Annotated in this window: 18 protein-coding genes; 3 read left to right on the top strand and 15 right to left on the bottom strand. The window is 39.1% G+C overall.

Features of this window, described 5'->3' with window-relative positions; genetic code table 11:
- The first annotated feature begins 55 nt into the window (after positions 1-55).
- Positions 56-1,279 (top strand): MptA/MptB family glycosyltransferase, encoded by a 1,224-nt coding sequence (locus OOZ15_RS08240; protein ID WP_323053833.1) that lies wholly within the window; start codon positions 56-58, stop codon positions 1,277-1,279.
- A 42-nt stretch (positions 1,280-1,321) separates the two neighbouring features.
- On the opposite strand, the gene OOZ15_RS08235 is transcribed toward OOZ15_RS08240, so the two are convergent.
- From OOZ15_RS08235 to OOZ15_RS08200, 8 genes are all read right to left on the bottom strand, one after another.
- Positions 1,322-2,194, bottom strand: a complete 873-nt coding sequence (locus OOZ15_RS08235; RefSeq protein WP_265955730.1) for a pseudouridine synthase — start codon at positions 2,192-2,194, stop codon at positions 1,322-1,324.
- Between the two features lie 268 nt (positions 2,195-2,462).
- On the bottom strand, positions 2,463-3,368 hold the full coding sequence (locus OOZ15_RS08230; protein WP_265955729.1) for a geranylgeranylglycerol-phosphate geranylgeranyltransferase: 906 nt from the start codon (positions 3,366-3,368) through the stop codon (positions 2,463-2,465).
- Positions 3,369-3,388: 20 nt separating this feature from the next.
- Positions 3,389-4,327, bottom strand: coding sequence for a mevalonate kinase family protein (locus tag OOZ15_RS08225; RefSeq protein WP_265955728.1), 939 nt, complete (start codon positions 4,325-4,327; stop codon positions 3,389-3,391).
- Between the two features lie 112 nt (positions 4,328-4,439).
- A complete protein-coding gene (locus tag OOZ15_RS08220; protein WP_265955726.1) occupies positions 4,440-4,940 on the bottom strand; it encodes a hypothetical protein in 501 nt (166 codons plus the stop codon).
- Positions 4,930-6,060 carry a diphosphomevalonate decarboxylase gene (locus OOZ15_RS08215; protein ID WP_265955725.1) on the bottom strand — a complete coding sequence of 377 codons (1,131 nt, stop codon included), beginning with the start codon at positions 6,058-6,060 and terminating at the stop codon, positions 4,930-4,932. Before OOZ15_RS08215 ends, OOZ15_RS08220 begins: the two co-directional genes overlap by 11 nt.
- A 70-nt stretch (positions 6,061-6,130) precedes the next feature.
- A complete protein-coding gene (locus tag OOZ15_RS08210; protein WP_265955723.1) occupies positions 6,131-6,400 on the bottom strand; it encodes a hypothetical protein in 270 nt (89 codons plus the stop codon).
- A complete protein-coding gene (locus tag OOZ15_RS08205; protein ID WP_265955721.1) occupies positions 6,390-6,635 on the bottom strand; it encodes a hypothetical protein in 246 nt (81 codons plus the stop codon). The genes OOZ15_RS08210 and OOZ15_RS08205 overlap by 11 nt, the downstream gene beginning before the upstream one ends.
- Positions 6,636-6,674: 39 nt before the next feature.
- Positions 6,675-7,919 (bottom strand): BaiN/RdsA family NAD(P)/FAD-dependent oxidoreductase, encoded by a 1,245-nt coding sequence (locus OOZ15_RS08200; protein ID WP_265955719.1) that lies wholly within the window; start codon positions 7,917-7,919, stop codon positions 6,675-6,677.
- A gap of 95 nt (positions 7,920-8,014) precedes the next feature.
- On the opposite strand from OOZ15_RS08200, the gene OOZ15_RS08195 reads away from it, so the two are divergent.
- Positions 8,015-8,818, top strand: a complete 804-nt coding sequence (locus tag OOZ15_RS08195) for a PhzF family phenazine biosynthesis protein (RefSeq protein ID WP_265955717.1) — start codon at positions 8,015-8,017, stop codon at positions 8,816-8,818.
- 12 nt (positions 8,819-8,830) lie between these two features.
- On the opposite strand, the gene OOZ15_RS08190 is transcribed toward OOZ15_RS08195, so the two are convergent.
- The 7 genes from OOZ15_RS08190 to OOZ15_RS08160 all read right to left on the bottom strand — a co-directional run bounded on the left by OOZ15_RS08190 (position 8,831) and on the right by OOZ15_RS08160 (position 19,057).
- Positions 8,831-9,580 carry a glycerophosphodiester phosphodiesterase gene (locus tag OOZ15_RS08190; protein WP_265955716.1) on the bottom strand — a complete coding sequence of 250 codons (750 nt, stop codon included), beginning with the start codon at positions 9,578-9,580 and terminating at the stop codon, positions 8,831-8,833.
- A gap of 18 nt (positions 9,581-9,598) precedes the next feature.
- Complete coding sequence (locus OOZ15_RS08185) at positions 9,599-11,467, bottom strand: alpha-amylase family protein (protein WP_265955714.1); 1,869 nt, start codon at positions 11,465-11,467, stop codon at positions 9,599-9,601.
- Positions 11,468-11,537: 70 nt separating this feature from the next.
- A complete protein-coding gene (locus OOZ15_RS08180) occupies positions 11,538-13,418 on the bottom strand; it encodes a glycoside hydrolase family 13 protein (protein ID WP_265955713.1) in 1,881 nt (626 codons plus the stop codon).
- 66 nt (positions 13,419-13,484) lie between these two features.
- Complete coding sequence (locus OOZ15_RS08175; RefSeq protein WP_265955712.1) at positions 13,485-15,791, bottom strand: glycoside hydrolase family 65 protein; 2,307 nt, start codon at positions 15,789-15,791, stop codon at positions 13,485-13,487.
- Positions 15,792-15,861: 70 nt separating this feature from the next.
- Entirely contained in the window at positions 15,862-16,518 is a 657-nt protein-coding gene (gene pgmB / locus OOZ15_RS08170; protein ID WP_265955711.1) for a beta-phosphoglucomutase, read from the bottom strand.
- A gap of 4 nt (positions 16,519-16,522) precedes the next feature.
- Positions 16,523-17,896, bottom strand: coding sequence for an MFS transporter (locus OOZ15_RS08165; protein ID WP_265955709.1), 1,374 nt, complete (start codon positions 17,894-17,896; stop codon positions 16,523-16,525).
- A 138-nt stretch (positions 17,897-18,034) separates the two neighbouring features.
- Positions 18,035-19,057 carry a LacI family DNA-binding transcriptional regulator gene (locus tag OOZ15_RS08160; RefSeq protein WP_265955707.1) on the bottom strand — a complete coding sequence of 341 codons (1,023 nt, stop codon included), beginning with the start codon at positions 19,055-19,057 and terminating at the stop codon, positions 18,035-18,037.
- A gap of 509 nt (positions 19,058-19,566) precedes the next feature.
- Here OOZ15_RS08160 and OOZ15_RS08155 point away from each other — a divergent pair.
- Entirely contained in the window at positions 19,567-22,470 is a 2,904-nt protein-coding gene (locus OOZ15_RS08155) for a SusC/RagA family TonB-linked outer membrane protein (protein ID WP_265955705.1), read from the top strand.
- The last annotated feature ends 12 nt before the right edge of the window (positions 22,471-22,482 follow it).

Raw genomic sequence — 22,482 nt, 5'->3', positions numbered from 1 at the left:
GAAACTTTTCGGTTTATACGCCGTGCTGTTCTATTTCTTTTACAAAACCCTTCAAATGGAGAAGGGGAATTTTAAATTCCTTTTGCTTACAGGAATTCTTTTCAGATTAGTATTTATTGTGGCTGCCCCAAACTTATCACAGGATTTTTATCGTTTTATCTGGGATGGTAGAATGATTCTGGAAGGAATAAACCCATACGAATTTACTCCCCAACAACTTTTTAATTCTGAAATGATCCCAATGGAAAATTACAAGGCTCTGTTGGACGGAATGGGGAGTTTAAGCGCTGGCAATTACAGCAATTATCCCCCCGTACATCAACTGTTTTTTGCTTTGGCTGCACTCTTAGGAGGTAAAAGTATTCTGGGCACTACAATTGTGCTACGTGTTTTTATGATTGCTGCTGATCTAGGGATACTTTACTTCGGAAGAAAGGTATTGAACTTACTCAAACTTCCTACACATCAGATATTTTGGTATTTTTTGAATCCGTTTATCATTATCGAGCTATGTGGAAATCTTCATTTTGAAGGGGTGATGCTTTTCTTCTTGGTAGCTGCTCTTTATTTTTTACTTCGGAAGAAATGGGTACTTGCAGCATTTTTGCTCTCCATTTCCATTTCCGTAAAACTGATTCCACTTATCTTTTTACCCCTGCTGGTTTATTGGTTCTTTAAAAAAGATCAAAAAACAAGCCTGTTGAAACTTATCGCTTTTTATGCTATCGTCATTATCGGATTTGTGATTTCATTCCTTCCTTTCATGTCCGACAATCTGATTTCCAATTTCGGGAAAAGCATCGGATTGTGGTTTCAGAAATTCGAATTCAATGCGGGGATTTATTATATCATCAGGGAAGTCGGGTTCTTGATAAAGGGCTATAACATCATTCAATCGACCGGAATCGTTTTGGCTATTTCCGTAGTATTGATTGTTCTCTATTTATCCTTTTTCAAAAAGAACAGCACGCCACAAACCCTGATCATCTCAATGCTAATAACCTGTTCTTTTTATTTGTTCCTGTCCACTACCGTTCATCCGTGGTACATTGCCACTCCACTTGTTTTATGTGTGTTCACCCCATACAGGTTCCCGGTGGTATGGAGTCTGGTGATCATGATTAGTTATCATGCCTATGCCCGGGAAAACTTCAACGAAAACCTTTGGCTTATCGCCCTGGAATACCTTGTTGTATACTTCTGCTTTATTAGAGAAGTTATTCTGAAAAAACCTTTCCTCATCCGAACAGTTTCGATCCGCCCAAGGCGGAAGAGGTAAAAAACGAAAAACCTTGGAGCAAGTCCCAAGGAGTTTTTTTGGTTAAAGCATCCTTAGATTGATGACCTCCTGTTTTGTCAAATGTCTCCAAGTCCCTCGTGGAAGGTCTTTTTTTGTCAGTCCGGCAAAGACAACACGATCCAACTTCACCACTTCATAGTCCAGATGTTGAAAAATACGTCTTACGATACGGTTGCGTCCGCTGTGTATTTTCACACCCACTTCATTTTTCTTTCCGCCATCGATAAAGGAAATTTCATCCACCTTGATCTCTCCATCTTCAAGTCTTAAACCTTCTTTTACCTTAAGCAAATCTTCGCCCTTAAAGTTTTTATCCAAAGCCACATGATAGATTTTTCGAACCCCGTGTTTAGGATGTGTAAGCTTTTTAGCCAAGTCGCCGTCGTTGGTAAACAGCAAGAGTCCGATGGTATTCCGGTCCAATCGCCCAACAGGCACTATGTTGCTTTTGGTAGCATTCTTCACCAAATCCATCACAGTACGTCTTCCTTTTTCATCGTTTGTGGTGGTGATAAAACCTTTGGGTTTGTTCAGCAATATGTATTCCTTTTTTTCAGGATTGATTTTGCGCCCGTCAAACTTTACCTCATCGGTCAGTTTCACTTTATAGCCCATTTCTGTCACTACTTTTCCATTAACGGTCACATTTCCCGAAGCTATATAAATATCGGCATCCCTTCTTGAACAAACCCCACTATTTGATATATATTTATTGAGTCGTATTTCGTCTGGTGCCAATTGATTTTTTTTGGGAGTCGGTTTTCGGCTGGGGGAATATCCACGTCCGTAACTTTCCCCTTTCATCTTTCCTCCCTGTCTACCCGATACTTTTTTGCTGCCGCCTCCTTGTCTACCATAACTTTTTCCCTTTTTAGACTTATCCTCTCTACTCATAAAAATCTTTTTTGCAAAGATAGATGAATAAAGTGTGAAATTTGAAATACAAGATTAGAAATACGAAATTAGGAATTTTGAAAAACGGTCAGCCTGATTAAGGGATGTACAATAGAGTTTGAAGACGGATGACCGATGACGGAAGCATGAAGTGGGAAGTTAGAAGTTTTGATCGATGACAGGTTACCGAAATTGGGATTTGGATTAAAAAAAACCGGTCAACTCCAATCAGCAAAGTTCAATTCAATTTTCTCCTTTGGAGGATTATCTAAAAAATCCTGTTCAATACCAAATCTACATCAATCAGTAAAATACTGAAAACCCCGGAGACTATAATGAACTTCAAAATATTGTGAAGTAACAGATAATGCATTTTGACCGACGAACGCCATAGAAGAATCACAAAGATCAACAAGAGGAATATACATCCATAAAAGAAAATATGCATATATCCAATTTCAAATCTAGTGATCAACAAATAGGCCGGAATCAATGTTAGTGCAGTCAATACAGTAATAACGATCTTCGATACACGCTCTCCGTAAACCACCGGAATGGTCTTGTAATTTTGCGCCATATCGCCTTTCATATTTTCCAGGTCTTTTACCTTTTCACGGATAAGAATGATGAGGAACAAGAAGGTTGCATGGACAAAAATAACCGGATCGAAGTTCTTATAATAGATAAAAACGGCAAAAAAAGGTGTAATAGCAAGAGTTGCTGATACAAAATTACCAATAAACGCTACTTTTTTCAGTTTATGTGAATAAAACCAAATTCCGAAAATATAGAGCGAAAAGAATATCACCGCCCGAAAAGAAACATAACTGGCAAAAACAACCGACAGGAAATTGAGCACAAAATAAGCCGATAGTTTGAATCGCTGTCCGACTAACCTATCCAACATGCTTTTCGTCGGCCTGTTGATCAAGTCTTTCTCCGCATCATAAAAATTATTGATGATATAACCTGACGCAATGGCAATAGCCGAAGCCACAACAATGGCAAACAGATTAGGATCAAACAACACTTGGTACAATGGTGTATCGGGAGATAAAATATAGATAGAGGTTAGGTATTGTGCCAAGGCAATGACCAACACATTATAACCACGAACTACCGAAAACAAACTTAACAACTTAAGGAATAAGAGCTTTTGCTTCCGATTGAACATATATGCAGGTTTTGAAATTCTTAGAAGTTGTAAACCACCTCCAATTTGTGCCCTTCCAGCGCTTTTCTCGCTTTTTCAATATCTTGGGTAAAGCCCAAAATATAACCTCCACCACCAGAACCGCAAAGTTTTAGATAATACTCGTTGGTGTCGATCCCGTATTTCCACAGTTTATGAAATTGTGCCGGAATCATAGGCTTAAAGTTGTTCAACACCGTATTGGAGAGTTGTTTCAGGTTTTTAAACAGTGATTTCACATCCCCTTTCAGGAAATCATCCACACAAGCATCGGTATGTTTTATAAACTGATCTTTCAGCATATTTCTAAAACCTTCGTGCTTCATATTCTCCAAAAAGATCTGGATCATAGGTGCGGTTTCCCCTGTCACTCCGCTATCCAACAAAAACACAGCTCCTTTTCCGTCAACGGTTTGTGAAGGAATTCCTGTAGGTTCTATATTATCTTTGGAATTGATCAGTATTGGAAGACTTAAATAGCTGTTCAACGGATCCAATCCGGAAGATTTTCCATGGAAAAAGGACTCCATCGCCCCGAAAATAGCTTTTAGTTTCAGGAGTTTTTCCCGGGTCAAATTTTCCAATACCGTTATTTTATCAAAAGCGTACTTATCGTAAACAGCTGCTACAAGAGCACCGCTACTCCCCACACCATATCCTTGCGGAATACTGCTGTCGAAATACATTCCTTTGGTAACATCGGCATCTAGTTTCTCCAAATCAAAAGAAACAAGATCAGGTTGTTCCGTTTGCAAATCTTTGAGATAGGCAGAAAAGTGTTTTAAACTTTTGTTGGATTTTTTTGCAGAAGTATCCAACTCGTCACTAAGCTTCAATCCGCCATTATAAAAATTATACGGAATGGATAAGCCTTTGGAATCCTTGATGATCCCATATTCCCCGAAGAGTAATATTTTTGAATAAAATAAAGGTCCTTTCATTTTTTATAATGAATAATTAAAAGTGAAAATGAAAAATTTTGCATTGTAAACCTTTCATTTACCATTGCAAAGGTACATAAAAATTGAGATATTACTTTTACAGAAATCAAAATCAGCGACAGTATTTTTTATTACTCCATCTCATTATTACTTTACGAGTTAAACCGGTTTTTCCTTTAAGTACTTTATCTAATTTTATCATTTGAGTGATTCCTAGTCCAAAATCATCAATTCCTTTATTCACGATATCCTTATCTTGTCCAGTCATTATTTTATGAAAAATATCTTGTGTTGGGCTTTTAATTGTATCAACCGAAATCAGATAGTAATACTTTTTTCGTTTATTTTTAGTCAAATACAACGTATCATTTTTAACCTCCCAAATTCCTTTTATCTCTTTGCATCTTAATTCATCGTCATTATTAAAAATATGATATTCGAAAGTCTTATCTTTTTTTAAATCAATCCAGTAATAATGATTTATTGGACTTACTCCTGTACAAGCATACTCTTCTCCAAAATATTTTCCTTCTTGAGAAAATCCAATTTGGCTTAAAATAAAAAATATTAATATGGGTATATTCTTCTTCATTATAAATCTTTCATTCTTCATTCTCAATAATCGGTTGAGCTCCCAATCCGACACTATCGCAAATATATTTTCCGTCTTTACAATGTTCGACGAGTTCACCTTGAACAAATTGCAAGACTTTATCTTTTTCGGTTTCGGGATATAGCAAGTGTACATTCGCTCCGGCATCGAGTGTGAAACAGGCTTTCGATCCCGTACTTTTTCTAAAAGCCCATATTTTTTCAATGATCTGGAGTGTATTCGGTTTTATCAAAATAAAATAGGGCAAGGAGGTCATCATCATGGCATGAAGCGTCAAGGCCTCACTCTCTACAATTTCAACAAACCGATCGAGGTCTCCTCTTTTAAAAACATCTTTTAAGGCTGAAAGATTTTCACCCGCTTGTTTGAATCTCGATTCGGCATAGGAGTGACCGTGCATCAAATTATGACCCACCGTACTGCTCACTTTTTTCTCCCCCACATCGACCAACAGGATAGTATCCTGATAATTCTGAAAAACCTCGTGCACCTCATACGGATATTTTACACCGAAAAGGTCGGTGCTGCCTTCAATTTCAGGATGCGTTCCCCATTCCACAAGGCTCCCCTCAATACTTCTGCAAGCACTTCCTGAGCCCAATCGCGCTAAAAAAGAGGCTTTTTTTCCTGAGGTCTCGACTCCCGACGCTTTGGTCGAGACAGGTGCGACCGACCTAACAGCTTTATCTATCAATTGTTGTTCAACACTAAGTAGACATAAGGCTAACGCACTCATTCCGCTGGCCGATGATGCTATTCCTGAACTATGCGGAAAGGTATTATGAGTTTCAATTTTAAAATGATAATCCTTTAAAAATGGTAAGTAACTTTCCACCCGCTTAAAAAAAGTTTCGATTTTAGGCTTAAAACTATCTTTTTTCTCCCCATCCAGATAGACTTCAAAAGAGAAATTACCATCATTTTCTTTTTTGGTGAATGTAAGTGAGGTCATCGTCTTGCAATCATTCAACGTAAAACTAATAGATGGGTTGGTCGGAATCTGATCCTGCTTTTTCCCCCAGTATTTTACCAAGGCAATATTACTTGGCGATTGCCATGAAACCTTCCCTTTCTCTACGGAATAAATGTAGGGGTTTGGAATGAATTGTTGTGCGTCCATATATCTTTATCTGCACAAAGATAATAAGTTTAACATCGATTTGCAGTAGGCTGTATAAAGCATTTTCGGTTTAAAAACCCTGTTTTTGACTCAGAATGTGTAAAACACGAACTTCATATCCCATGACCACATAATGAATAGAGTATGAAAATTTATCAAAAAGGTGAATTCTAATATTCTTATATCGTTTTTGTCTAGACAATGGCATTTGTTCTAGATAACTTAATTGAATGTTGAAATCTTCCAAAAATTCTTTTGAAAGTCCTTTAAATTTAAAATAACATTCAGCTAAATCAAGTTCACGATACGCTTCTGGTGAAATAATAATTTTATAAGCCATATTTTTCACGCACTTCTTCTACAGATATAAAATTAATCTCATCGTTTTTCATTCGTTCCAACATATCATCCATCATTGCTTTATATTCTTCCGAAGGTTCGCTATAGCGCTGTGCAGTGTCTTCCAACAACCATTCCATATAGTTTTTAAGCGATCTTTTTTCCAATTTAGCCTGTTTTTCAAGGGCTTTAATGGCCTTGTCGTCCAATTCTATCAGTTTTTTTGTCTTTCCCATAATATATATAATTAATATATCAAATATATAAAAAATATATTATTTTGATATATCCTGTGCGGCAACAAACGCCCCTGTCCACGCATTTTGAAAGTTAAATCCGCCGGTGATAGCATCAATATTCAAAACTTCGCCCGCCAAATACAAATTTTCACACCGTTTGCTCTGGAAAGTTTTAAAATTAATGTCTTTCAAGTCTATCCCTCCTGCGGTAACAAACTCTTCCTTAAAAGTGCTCTTCCCGTTTACTGAAAATTCAGCTTCAGTCAATTCTTTGGCCAGTTGGCGCAGTAATTGATGGCTCACTTCTGCCCATTTTACATTTTTATCAAATCCCAATTCTTCCAAAAAACGGAACCATAAACGTTTTGGCAGGTCAAACGGACGTGTATTGAAGACTCTTTTTCTGGCTTCATCGGTTTTTATTTCTTTTAATTGTTCTAAAGTTTCCTCAAAAGAATAATGTTGAAGCCAGTTTACTTTGATTTTAAACTGATAATCGTGTTCGTGTAATACCCGTGCACCCCAAGCGGACAATTTCAAAATAGCCGGACCGCTCATTCCCCAATGTGTGATAAGCAAAGGTCCACCGGCAATGTTTTTTTTGGTACTGTCGATTTTCAATGGCGCTCCTTTTCTGTCCAATAGCTGAACCGTAGCCGGAGTAGAAAGTCCCATAAGTCCGTTGATTCTGGGGTCTTTTATATTGAAAGTAAACAGTGAAGGTACCGGGGGAACAATGGTATGACCTAAATTTTCAAGTAACTTCCATATTTTAGGATTGCTTCCTGAAGCGACCATTAATTTACGGGATAAGAATTCGCCTTGGGTTGTTGTTAATTTCCAGGTTTTATCTTCAAGTTGTGCTATGTTTTTTACGCCACATTGAGTATTCAGTTTTACGCCAAGTCTATTTATTTCCTCCATAAAACAGTCGATTATGGCTTGTGAAGTGTTTGCTTGCGGAAATATACGTCCGTCTTCTTCAATCTTTAATGCCACACCCCGCTCTTCAAAAAAAGCCATCGTATCGCCGCTTGCAAAAGTGTGGAAAGGTCCCCGCAATTCTTTTTCCCCTCTTGGGTATGATTTTGTCAACTCGTTGGGGACAAACTCAGCATGGGTAACATTACATCGTCCGCCTCCGGATATTTTTACCTTGGTCAGTACCTCTTTGCCACGTTCAAGGATAACAACTTTAAGGTTCGGATTCCGTTCCGCTATTTGAATAGCCGCAAAAAACCCGGCAGCTCCGCCACCAACTATGAGTACATCAAAAATCATGGTCGCAAAGGTAGGGATTTAGGATGGTCAGTTTAAGACATTTGTTATATTTACAATATCATTTATAATGAACAATTTCTCATTAAAACCATAAAATGACAAACAACAAAACCATATATCAGGTAGACGCTTTTACCGAAGAAGTTTTCAAAGGAAACCCTGCCGGGGTGATGATTGTTGACGAAAGTGTTTCTTCCCAGTGGATGCAAAACATGGCTAAGGAAATGAACCTTTCCGAAACCGCCTTTGTGATTCCAAAAGGAGAAAAATTTCAGATAAGGTATTTTACCCCTACTAAAGAAGTGCCCTTGTGCGGACATGCTACTTTGGCGAGTTCGCATATTATTTACCAAAACAAACTCAAAAAAGAGGATGAAACCATAGAATTTGAAGCTCGAGGCGGAAATTTAACCATCACCAAGGAAGGGGATTGGATAAAAATGGTTTTTCCTAAATACCCGCTAAACAAAATTGACATCCCTACTAATGGCTTTAAAACCATTGTAGGTTTTCAGCCGCTTGAGGTCTACACCAGCAAGTATAATTGGGTAGTTGCCGTCGCCGAAAACGAACTACAAATAGTAAATGCATCGCCCAATTTTGAACAGATGAAAACCAGTGCATTTTCCCATTTAATGGTTACTGCCAAAAGCGATTCCTATCCGGCAGATTTTGTAGTAAGGTGTTTTGTTCCCGGAGTTGGCATTAACGAAGACCCGGTTACCGGATCGGCTCATTGTGCTTTGACTCCCTTATGGGCAGAAAAACTGGGAAAGGCAGAAATGGATTCGTTACAATTATCAAAACGAACAGGCAAATTGAAGGTAAAGTTAGCTGATAACAAAGTAGAGATTAAAGGAAAAGCGTTAACCGTATTTGAAGCAAAAGTTAAGGTTTAAATAACCAAAACCTTATTGTACCCTTTCCGGGAAATCGGTAATGATTCCATCCACTCCAAAAGATTTCATTGTTTTGATATCTGAAGGCTTATTGACCGTCCATACATAGACTTTCAAGTCTTCTTCCTGAATCTTTTTCACATTTTCAGCAGTCAATTTTTTATAGTTGGGGTGAATTGCTACTGCGTTCAGTTCGTCTGCTACTTCCAAAGCCTCCACGGGGTCTTCACTTGTCAGTATTCCTATCGCAATATCGTCATTCACTTCCCTCATTTCCTCTAGCTCATCCCACTTAAAACTTGAAATAAGAAAATCGGATAATTTCCAGCCTTTTTCAGCGATATATTTTTTCACTATCCTGTTTACATCTTTGGCTGTTCCGGAACCTTTCAACTCGATGTTCAACATTGCTTTTTTGTCCATCAAATCCAATACTTCCTCCAGCGTAGGTATTTTCACTCCACCTTCCAAAGTAAGGGTATCCAACTCTTTTTTGGTATATTTTTCAATCGGACCGGTTGCATCGGTAAGCCTATCGACTGTATCATCATGAAAAACAACAATGGTTCCATCAGCAATCTTAAAAACATCAATCTCAATCCCATCGGAATTAAGGTCGAGTGCTTTTTGCACCGAAGGCAAACTGTTTTCAATTACATGTCCCCTGGCACCTCTGTGTCCAATCACTATGGGTTCTTGTTTCATCTGTTCACAACTTTGCATGAACATCAAAAATACACTACAAAAAAAGATTCTTCGCATTTCTCAGGCTGTTTAAAACTAATCAAGTCTAAAAATAAACGATTGCAACGGATTGAGCGCTATTTTCACGCTTCCTTTACCATTTCTTAATATCAAATCTGCTTTTTGCTCTCCGAATAATTGATCGGTCAACACATAACTTCCCTCTTCCAAATCCCATTCTTTTATAATGTCTTCTGGGATTTTCAATTCAAACTCACAGTGATTTTCAGCATCAAAATTGGAAATAACCAAAAGTTTCTCATCTCCTTTCCAACGCACAAAAGAAAACACCCTGTGGTCGTAATTTTCTGTATGCTCTTTGTTGTAATAATGAATTTCACGGGAATCTCCCGTTAAAGCTTCGCTTTTGATTGTAAAATTGAGCAAACGCTTATAAAAATCACGCAATTCTTTTTCTGAAGAGGATAATTGTCCGCCGTCGAACTTCCCATCATTCATCCATCGTTGATGATGTGGAACACCCACATAATCAAAAATTGATGTGCGTCCGGGATCACCAAAACCACCATCTTCTTCAGCATCTTCCCCTACTTCCTGTCCGAAGTAAATCATCAAAGGCCCGGTGCCGATAGTAGCTAAAGTCACCATGGCCGGCTTGGCTTTTCGGGCATCACCCAAAAACTGCGGACTCGCCAAGCGAAGCTCATCGTGATTTTCCAGGAAATAAAGTAAGTTCGGCTCAATATCGGTAAACTTATCCCGCACTACAGGAATGTGATCTGTCCAACCGTAACCTTTCATAATATGAGCAATGGAATCGTACATGTCCACCTTGTCATACAAGTAATCCATTTTCCCAAGACGGATATAATCCCTGTACAAATCGGGTTGATAGACTTCTGCCATTAAAAAAGCATCAGGATTTTCCATTTTTATGGCTGAATTCATATAGCTCCAAAACTCCACCGGCACCATTTCGGCCATGTCATAACGAAAACCATCCACTCCCATTTCCACCCAATACAAGGCAATATCCTTGAATTTCTTCCATGAATCGGGTACTTCCTTATCTTTCCAAAACTGAAAATGCTTTTTGTAGGATGCTTTATCAAAACCTTCCGGCAAGGAATCAAAATCTCTATCACCATCGGGTGAAACCCCATAATTGATCTTTACGGTTTCATACCAATCATTAAAATTCGGCTGAGAAAGATGTGAACCGTTTCCTGTCCATTTTGCGGGAATCTCCACAAATTTTGCATCAGCTGATGTATGTTTTTCCCCGCCAAGCAGTTGATAACCGTTTTCCCATTCCGGTACTTCAAATTCCTCTCCGGGATTGTAATAAAAATTGTTATTCTTTTTATAGGTTACCGAAGTGTCATCCGAAGCACCAAAACTTTCTACCCCTTCCGGAACTGAGGTACTTTCATATTTTCTCGCTACGTGATTGGGCACAATATCGACAATCACTTTCAGTCCGGTCTTGTGTGTGCGGGCGATCAACTGTTTGAACTCCTCCAAGCGATTGGCAGGATCCACAGCCATATCGGGATCTACATTGTAATAATCTTTTACTGCATAGGGAGATCCGGCACGGCCTTTTATCACATCCGGATCGTCATTGGAAATTTCGTATTGTGTATAATCGTTTACCAAAGCATGATGCGGCACTCCTGTATACCAAATATGGGTAATCCCCAGCTCTTTTATCTCCTGCAAAGCCTGATCAGTAAAATCAGCAAATTTACCTATCCCGTTTTCTTCTATCGTTCCCCAAGGTTTGTTAGTGGTATTTGTATTACCAAAAAGTCTTGTAAAAACCTGATAGACTACTTTTTTGGTCACTTTGTCTGTGCTGTTATCTTCTTTCACTTTTTTTTCTGTCTTGCAAGTGCAAAATAAATATAAAACTAATAAGCTTAATACGATTGTTTGTTTCATAATTGTTAGCTTTCTCTTTGCGTGTTTTAAGTAATATTATTTCTCGCAAAGACGCAGAGGCGCAAAGAATTTATTTTAGCTCAAATATTAGTGCCGATTTGGCTTCCACTTTCAAGGGTTCATTCAGCGTAAATTCTTGTCCGGATATCACTTCTTTTCCTAATTTTTTATCCTGAATATGCTTTGAAAAACGCTTCAAACCTACACTTTGTTCTTTATCGGAATTGTTCAGTACCACCATAACGGTTTCCTCATCATTATATCTGAAATACACATACACATTGTCCTGCGGAATATAATGCGTGGTTTTTCCTGAATGAATTACCACCTTGTTTTTACGCCAGTTCAACAGTTTTTTGGTGAAGTTGAAATATTCCTTTTGTGTCTCAGTTCTTCCTTCAGCAGTAAAAGCGTCCCGATAGTTATCGGGATCTGTATCACCTTTCCAACCTCCGGGAAAATCCCTACGGATATCACCATCGCCTTTGCCTTTATCACCTTCCATTCCGATTTCGTCGCCATAATACAACTGCGGAATCCCGCGAACAGTAGCAATCAAGGTCATGGCCAATTTGTATTTATTTACATCGCCACCAAAAACAGTCTGGATACGTTGCGTATCGTGATTTCCGGCAAAAACCAATAAATTGTTGATATTTGGATACAAGAAATCGTTGGCAAAATTATCATAAAACCGCATGGCTCCAGTATCCCAACCTTGCTCGTTCTCGTCAAAGGCCTGCATGATGGCATCGTGAAGCGTAAAATCCATTACCGAAGGTAAATGTGAGTTGTAACCGTCTATTGCACCTATTTTACTGTCTTTTTGCCAATAGGCCATTTGCGCCTGATCGTGCATCCACACTTCACCTACAATGTTGAAGTTCGAGTATTCATCCATGATACGTTTGGTCCATTCGGCTATACCGTGTTTGTCATTATAGGAATAGGTATCCACGCGAAAACCATCTAATCCGGCAAATTCTATCCACCAAATGGCATTTTGTACCATATAATTCAACACCAACGGATTGCTTTGGTTCATATCAGGCATAGTGGTGTCGAACCAACCGTTCATACAACCTTCGGCATCAGCTTGTGATGCATTGGGATCAAACTGTGTCGTCATTCTATAATTACTTCGCTGAAAGCCATCGCGACCATTGGCATCAAGGTTGCTGTTTTCCCAAATATGAATCCAATCTTTGGAAGGCAGATCTTGAATCAGCCAATGTTTGCTTCCCCAGTGATTGGTCACATAATCCATCAACAATTTCATTTCACGTTTATGAAGCTCATCGGCCAAACGCTTGTAATCGTCGTTGCTGCCAAAACGCGGATCGATTTTGTAATAATCGCTCTGCGCATAACCGTGATAGGAATACCGTGGCTCGTTGTCTTCCAAAAGCGGTGTACTCCAAATAGCAGTAGCGCCGAGTTCTTCAATATAATCCAGATGCTGAATGATGCCTTCGATATCGCCCCCGTGGCGACCACCATTGTTTTCCCTGTCAGCTTTTTCAGCGGTGTTTTTTGTACTGTCGTTTTTCGGATTGCCATTGGCAAAACGATCGGGCATCAAGAGGTAGATAACATCCGAGCTGTCAAAACCTTTTCTTCCTGCGGAATTTTCAGCTCGCTCTTTAAATTCATAATCGAATTCCTGAACAATTTTCTTCCCTTTTTTAAACTGAAGTTGTACCGTCTTCGGACTCACATTTTCAGTATCAATCGTTACAAAAAGGTAATTCGGATTTTCCACTTTTTTGATTTTCTCAATGGCAATACCATCCGAAAATTCGGGTTGAAGTTCTGAAATGTTTTCTCCATACACCAACAATTGCAGTTCGGTGTTGTTCATTCCACTCCACCAAAAAGGCGGTTCTATTTTTTCAACTTGCGCTGAAAGTTGAAACGTGATAAATAATGTAAGTATGAGTAATTTTTTCATTTTTTTTATTTTGTTCCGATAATTATCGGGATTGTTTCAGTATCTTTTTTTTAGACAGCCTCTCTTTTAAATCTTTTCTACTTTTCTAGATAAAGTTACTCTTTCTTCACCATTAACAACAATCGTTAATTCCTTATCATTATCCGTTGTAAACTCAGTTTCATCGTGACTTACATTCACTTTTAAAATCTGATTTCTAAAGTTCACTTTAAACGAATAACTTTTCCACTGCTCCGGAATCTGCGGATTAAAATGCAGCACATCGTCTTTTACACGCATTCCGCCAAAACCTTCCACAATACTCATCCACGTACCAGCCATGGAAGTGATGTGCAAGCCTTGATGCACTTCTTTATTGTAGTCGTCTAAATCCAACCTTGATGTTCTCAAGTAAAATGTATACGCCTGTTCCATCCTACCTAGCTTCGCTGCCTGAATGCTATGTACGCAAGGAGACAACGAACTTTCGTGTACGGTAAAAGGTTCGTAAAAATCGAAATGACGTTCCAGTTCCTTATCAGTAAAATCATCTTCAAAAAAGTAAAATCCTTGCAAGGTATCGGCTTGTTTGATGTAAGGCGAACGCAGGATTCTGTCCCATGACCATTTTTGGTTAATCGGACGTTGCGATTTGTCCAAATCGGTCACAGTGATGAGTTCCTTGTCCAAAAAGCCATCTTGTTGCAAATAGACTTGATGTTCTTCAGAATATGGAAAATACATCTCCTCGGCCACAGTTTTCATCTGTTCCATTTCGGTTTCAAACAATTTCACCTTGTCCATAACCCTTTTGTAATCCGAAGGATATTCGGCTTTTACTTTGTGAACTTGTCCCAAAGCATACTCGATACACCATTTGGCAATATAGTTGGTGTAAAAGTTGTTGTTTACGTTGTTTTCATATTCGTTTGGTCCGGTTACACCTAAAATGACATATTTGTTTTTTGCAGTTGAAAACGTAGCTCTCTGCTGCCAAAAACGGGCAATCCCGATTAGCACCTCCAATCCCATTTCGGGAATGTAACTGTAATCTCCCGTAAAGCGGTGGTAATTGAAAATGGCATAGGCAATCGCTCCGTTTCGGTGGATTTCCTCAAAGGTAATTTCCCATTCGTTGTGACATTCTTCTCCGTTCATCGTCACCATTGGATACAAAGCTGCTCCACCGGAAAAACCGAGTTTTTCAGCGTTTTCAATGGCTTTTTCTAAGTGTTTATAGCGGTATTCCAAAAGATTTCGCGCTACACTTTGATTTTTAGTTGCCATATAGAAAGGCAAGCAATAAGCTTCGGTATCCCAATAGGTCGACCCTCCGTATTTTTCACCGGTGAACCCTTTCGGACCGATGTTCAATCGGGCGTCTTTCCCGAGGTAGGTCTGATTCAACTGAAAAATATTAAAACGTATCCCTTGCTGTGCTTTTACATCGCCTTCAATAGTGATATTGGCCATTTCCCAAATGTTGGCCCAAGCATCTTTTTGTTGTGCTTTCAACGCATCAAAACCAAGATTTATGGCTTTTTCCAAAACACTTTTTGAAGCAGAGACTAATTTATCCTGTGAATGGTTCATCGAGGTTACATACCCCGCCATTTTTACCAAAGAAGCCATTTGTCCTTGTTTTACTGAAGTGGTGTAGCAAAAACTTACTTTTGCTTCTGTTTGCACTATTCCGGGAGCTACATTTACTTCATTTTTATCGACAAAAAGTTGGTTTATCATTCCCGTACACACGTGAAATTCGGTTTTCATGGTTTTGGAAACTACATAGCCAAAATCATCTTCAACATTTGCTTCATAAACATCCCAAAATTTATCATCCCAATTGGAATCCTCATTGGTAATTCCACTATCTACATAGGGTAAAAACGTAATTTCCACATCCTTGTTAAGCGGTTTTACTTCGTAATTGATGGCACCTACTTCATCCATGTCTAAACTCAAAAAACGGGTGGCTACCACCTCAACTTCCACATCATTAGGTAAAATTGCTTTAAAACTGCGTTTGTGCCAACCTTCTTTCATATTGAGTTCGCGACGGAAATCACTCACCGATTTACAAGTGTGAAGGTCGAGCATTTCTCCATCAATCTTTACGTCGATTCCAATCCAATTAGGCGCATTAAGCACTTTGGCAAAATATTCGGGATAGCCATTTTTCCACCAGCCCACGCGGGTTTTGTCGGGATAATAAACTCCGGCAATATAACTTCCCTGAAAAGTATCTCCACTATATGTTTCTTCAAAATTCGCACGTTGTCCCATGGCACCGTTTCCGATACTGAACAAGCTTTCGGACGACTTTACTTTTTCTGCATTAAATCCTTCCTCAATTAAGGACCATTCGTTTGGAACTATATAATCCTGATTCATTTTATTTTTTCAATTAATAGGTCTCGACTGCGCTCGACCTGACATTGTCACCCCGAGCGCAGTTGAGGGGTTATTTTATTAGTTTATTTAAAAATTCATCACTCATCTCCGTAAAATCGGCAAACACATAATCGGCTTCGCCCAAAACAGTTTTGCTGCCTATACCGATGCTTGTCATCCCGGCAGTATTGGACGCTTGAATACCGGCTACGGAATCTTCAAACACCACGCAAGCTTCATTCTCAACACCCACTTTTGTGGCACCAATCACAAAAACTTCAGGATCGGGCTTGGCTTTGGAAACATCATTGCCATCCACAATGGCATCGAAATAATCAATCAGATTGACCTGTTTCAAGATTCTACGGGCGTTTTTACTTGCAGAACCCAACACAATGTGGTAACCTTTTTCTTTTAGGAATTTTAAAGTTTTCAACACATCAGGTAGAATTTCATTTTCATCCATTTTGTCGATGTAGTCCAGATATTCTTCATTTTTTTGAACGAGGTAGTTATCAAAATCTTCCTTCGAAAGTGTTTTGTTTCCGAGTTCCAAAATAATCTCTAACGACCGTACCCGACTTACGCCTTTTAAACGTTCGTTGTCTTTTTCGGTAAAGTTGATATCGAGTTCTTCAGCTAAATTCTTCCACGCTAAAAAATGGTATTTGGCGGTATCGACAATCACGCCGTCGAGGTCGAATATAAATCCTTTCTTTTCCTTCATTTTTTTAATCTAATGTATATGCAATTGCTTTTTTATTGGTAATAAGAAGATTTGAAAATCCGGCGATAATCAAACACATCCCAGCTATGATCATTGCGTTGATGGTTTCATCCCCCAACAGTTTATAAGTGAAGTTGATTCCTTCAAGGGCCGCCACAATTTGCGGAATTACGATAAACATGTTGAACAAGCCCATATAAACCCCCATTTTCTTTGCGTCGATAGAACTCGACAACATGGCGTACGGCATGGAGAGAATACTTCCCCAGGCAATTCCGACCAGTATAAAACTCACATACAAAAACGACGGACTTGGGACAAAATACATCGATATAAAACCGATTCCTCCTAAGATCAAGGAAACCATATGGGTCAGTTTTCTATTTACCCGTTTTCTGGAAGCATAAAACGTAAGCGCTAAGGCAAATACCATGGACGACAATCCGTAAACTCCCATTGCAGAACCTACTTTATCTGATGCATCTTGATATTTTCTATTGGCTGTACTAAACGCTTCTTGCTGTTGTGTATCTTCAAAATTATACGCTTTCTCTATTGGTGCCGGTGCTTGATAAACATGTTCTGTAAGCGCAGGTGTGGCCATACTCCACATCGCGAAAAAAGCGAACCAACTAAAAAATTGAATAACGCCCAGTTTCACCATCGTTGGAGGCATTTTTCCTATATTTTCTATGATATCCTTTACAAAATTCCCTTTGGATTCTTTCTTCATCTTTTTAAAAGCTTCCATGTCTTCCGGTGGGTATTCATCCGTAGTAAAAATGGTATAAAGAATACTGGTGATAAACACAAAAGCCCCAATAGCGAAAGCCACTTTTACAGACATGGGTACCACTCCCGGAGCAGCCTCATTGCTTACACCCAAGCTGTTGACCAACCAAGGCAGGTTACTGGCTATCCACGTTCCGATCCCGATAATAAGGGTTTGCACCACAAAACCATAGGAACGTTGTGACTCATGAAGTTTATCGGCTACCAGTGCCCTGAAAGGCTCCATACTCACATTGATGGAAGCATCCAAAACCCATAAAAATCCCGCAGCTACCCATAAAGCAGGTGAATGAGGCACAAAAAACAAGGCCAACGAACTGAGAATAGCTCCTATAAGAAAATAAGGACGCCTTCTCCCCAGTTTGGGGTGCCATGTTTTGTCACTTAAATATCCAATGATGGGTTGAATGATCAATCCGGTTAGTGGTGCTGCTATCCACAACAAAGGAATACTGTCTTTATCGGCTCCAAGTGTTTGAAAGATACGGGACATAAAGCCTCCCTGAAGGGCAAAACCGAATTGAATCCCCAAGAAACCGAAACTCATGTTCCAAATTTCCCAGAAACCTAAAATACGCTTCTTCATTATCGTAATTTATTGATTTATAGTACGATAAGCGCTATGACTTATCAAAACTTAAATTAAATGTTTGAGAAGTAAAAATATAAGTTTTGATGTGGGCTAAGATACTACTTTTTTTGTAACAATCTAATCAAATGGCTATTAAACGGGTTTTGTAGATTCCCGAACCAATAAAGATGTTTTGATGACTTCTGTTTTAAAATTCTCATCTTCTTCCTCATTTTCTAACCTTTCTATAAGCAGTTGAGCCGCTTTTTCACCTATTTCATAACCGTGTTGCACTACAGTCGTTAGTGATGGATAGGCGTATTTGGATAAAATTCCATCACTAAAACCTATAAAACTCATTTCCATCGGGATTTTATAGCCTCTGTTGTGAGCTTCCCGCATTGCCACAACGGCATAGATTTCGTTTACGCCAAAAACTGCGTCAAAACTTTGAGTGTCGAACAATTCTTTTACCTTTTGTTCAAGTTCCCCGATATCATCGACTTTCACAATAAGATTCGGATCTACCTCAATCCCTTCATCTGTTAAAGCATTGATATATCCGGAGGTTCGCAATTTACCTACGGAGACATAATCGGCTGTGGTGATCAATGCTATACGCCTACATCCGGTATAAATAAGATGTTGAATGGCATTGTAAGAAGCCCTTGCATCGTCAATAACCACTTTGTCACAATAAATTTCTTCGGAAACGCGGTCGAACATCACCAAAGGCATTCCTTGATTGATGACTTCCCTTAAATGCTGAAAGTCTTTCTTCAAAAGGGTCTCCTTGGATAACGACAGCAGGAAGCCGTCTATACTTCCGTTGGCCATGGTCTCCATATTGATCACTTCCTTAGCAAAAGACTCATTGGATAAGCACACAATAACATTATAGCCCAGTTCATTGGATTTGTGTTCTATCCCACTCACGATCAAGGTGAAAAAATGGTGAACGATCTCGGGAATGATCACCGCAATATTCTTGGTTTTTTTGTTTTTAAGACTCAGTGCTATGTTATTCGGCTTGTAATTGTACAGTTTTGCAAAAGCCTGCACCTTTTCAATGGTATCCTTACTGATTTCAGGACTGTTTCTCATGGCTTTTGAAACCGTGGAAACAGAAACATCCAACTCTCGTGCGAGTTCCTTTATAGTCATTTTCTTTTTCATATAAATTGAGTTGAATCCCACTAAGTGGGTTTTACCTGACTGCCGTTAGGCAAGTTTCCCCGATGGTCTGCATCGAAATGAATTAAGGTTTGCCCCTTTTAATACCTCATGGATTTCCCGAGGCAGTTGATTTTATATCAAATTCCTACAAAAGTACGGTTTTCTAGCATATAACAATCTCTAGTTCAAAACTTAAAAATTAATAATTCATCAGTATGCGTCCTTTTTTATTATGGATATGAAAATTTGCAGCTTTAAAAGGACTCGAAGTGTTAAAAAATAAAAAGTTTTTAACACTAAACCGTTTTCGTAGCGTTCCACGGGCTTTCTAAGCATTTCTTCACTTAAAATTTACATAGTTTTAACACCGAGAAGTAAAAATATCAAGTACAAAACAGATCTAATTATTCTAATTTATCTATGAAATGAGCCATAACATTTAAGTTGATAACAACCGATATGTTTTATGGCGAATTCCATCTGACAAACAAAACAATAAAAAAGAACAGATGAAAATATTACAAAAACTAAACTTATTGCTGTTTTTGATTCCCTTAGGGGTCTTTGCACAGCAAACTGTTAGTGGTGTGGTAACAGAAGCCGCTACGGGAACACCTATTCCGGGAGTGAATGTCCTTGTAAAAGGAAGTACAACTGGAACTACGACCGATTTTGACGGTGCATACGAAATCAATGCCAACGATGGAGATGTACTTCAATTTTCATATATCGGATTCACTACTACTGAAAAAGTAGTTGCAGGAAGCACTATGAATGTAGCACTGCAAGAAGACACCCAACAACTGGAAGAAGTTGTGGTTATTGGTTATGGATCGGTTAAAAAGGAAGACCTTACCGGTACTACCGATTTAGTAACCTCTGAAGATTTTAATAAAGGCCCCATTGTATCGGCCCAATCACTTATTAGCGGTAGGGTAGCCGGAGTTAACGTAACTTCGGGTAGTGGTGCTCCGGGTGACGGACAGGAAATTACCATCCGCGGTATGGGGTCCTTGTCGTTAACCAGTTCTCCGCTAATTGTTGTTGATGGAATTCCACTCGATAATTCAGGTGTAGGAGGCACCAGAAACCCACTTAACTTTATCAATCCTAACGATATTGAAAGCTTTGTGGTGCTTAAAGATGCCTCTTCAACAGCTATTTATGGATCCCGTGGTGCCAATGGCGTAATTTTAATTACTACCAAAAAAGGAAAAAAACATGAGTTTGAGTTTAATGCCAGCTCACAGACCACAATCTATAATGTAACAGAAACTGTAGATGTATTGGAAGCCGACCGTTTCAGGGAACTGGTTTTAAGTCTGGACAATCCCGATGCTGCTGCCAGGATGGGTAATGCCAACACCGATTGGCAAGACGAAATCTACACCTTTGCTGTAGGGCAAGACCACAACGTTAGTGCTTTGGGAAGTGCTTTTGGTATACCCATGAGAGTGTCTGCAGGTTTTTCAAATCACGAAGGAATCCTAAAAGGTGATGAATTCAGTAGAGGAACAGCCTCAATTAACCTTACACCCAGATTGATGGACGACCACCTAAAACTAGAGCTCAACGCCCGGGGAATGTACATTGAAAACACTTTTGCAGACAGAGGTGCCATAGGTAGTGCCATCCAATTTGATCCTACACAAAGTGTTTTTGATGAAAACTCTCCCTTTGGATATTATGCATGGCTTAATCCAGACGGTGTGACCCAAAACAGTCAAGCACCCACCAACCCGGTGGCCTTGTTGGATCTGATTGACGACAGTGCCGAAGTAAGACGCTTTGTAGTAAATGGTAAGGTAGATTACAAATTACACTTCTTTCCTGATTTAACCGCTACAGTAAACGTGGGTATCGATAAATCCAATAGCAACGGAAGGCGTATAGTTTCAGAATTAATGCCTACCTCCGATATGCTTTGGAACGGTTCTTTAAACAGGTACTCGAACATTTCGACAAATCTTTTATTTGATGCCTATGCCACTTATACAAAAACATTAAACGACACGCATAACATTTCCTTTGTGGCTGGGCATTCCTACCAATCGTTTGAATATGACAACGAAAGTTATGACAGTGAAGCTCAGGAAGACGGATTGAAATATGAATTTATAGACAAAAGTAAAAATGTACTGTTGTCTTATTTTGGAAGGCTAAACTATGATTACAAAGGAAAATATCTATTAACGGCTTCTTTTAGGGCCGATGCCTCTTCAAAACTGAATCCGGAAGATCGTTGGGGGTATTTTCCATCGGTAGCTTTGGCTTGGAAGATAAGCGACGAATCCTTTATGGAAGACTCTGCATTCAACTTGTTGAAACTACGTGTAGGTTACGGTGAAATTGCCAACGTAAACGGTTTGGGAGATTACCTCTTCCTGACACGTTATACAGGTAGTACCGACAGTGCCCGGTATCAACTTGGCAATAGTTTCTATCAAACCTATCGCCCTGAGCCTATTAACGAGAACTTACGTTGGGAAGTTGGTAAAACTTTCAACGTTGGTTTGGATTACAGCCTGTTTGACGGCCGTGTATCCGGTTTGGTAAATGCTTACATCCGTAATACTGAAGATCTAATCGCTTCTTCACTTGTGGATCCTTTTACCAACTTTGGGAATCGTATCGATGCCAATATCGGTAACATGGAAAATCGAGGAATTGAATTCAATATTAATGTTGATGCCATCAGAAGGGATGATTTCAATCTGTCACTCAACTACAACATTTCCTATAACGACAATGAGATCACAAAACTTTCTGTGGATCAACCAACAGGAGGTATTTCATCCGGTGTAGGCAACTTCGCTCAAGTACATCGGGTAGGTGAAGAAGCTGCAAGCTTCCTTGTTTATCAGCAAGTGTATGACGAAACCGGAAAACCTATAGAGGGTGTATATGTGGATAGAAACGAAGACGGTATGATAAACGATCAGGACAAGTACATCTTCAATAGTCCGAATGCTGATATCTTTATGGGTTTCAATATCAATGCAAACTATAAAAAATGGGATTTTTCGGCACAAACACGTGCCAGCCTTGGTAATTATATGTATAATGACGTATTTGCCGGTAGAGGAATCCTAGCCGGGGTAACCGACTTGAGTATGCTGGACAACATCCACGCTGATTATTTCAACACCGGATTTGAAAACTATTCAGACCCCAATGCATTGAGTGACCATTTTGTTCAAGAGGCTTCTTTCTTCAAAATAGACAACATCTCATTGGGCTATACTTTAGACCAAGCCATAGAAAATACCAGCATAAGGATATATAGTTCATTACAAAATGTATTGACTGTAACTGATTACGACGGACTAGATCCCGAAATCGACGGGGGTATTGACAATAACTTCTACCCAAGACCACGGTCGTTTGTATTGGGAGTAAATGTTGATTTTTAACAAAAAAATGAA

It is taken from the genome of Galbibacter kalidii (genome assembly GCF_026241135.1).
Taxonomy (GTDB): domain Bacteria; phylum Bacteroidota; class Bacteroidia; order Flavobacteriales; family Flavobacteriaceae; genus Galbibacter.
Note: the sequence above shows the minus strand (reverse complement) of the source record. Positions and strands in the feature narration are given on the sequence as shown.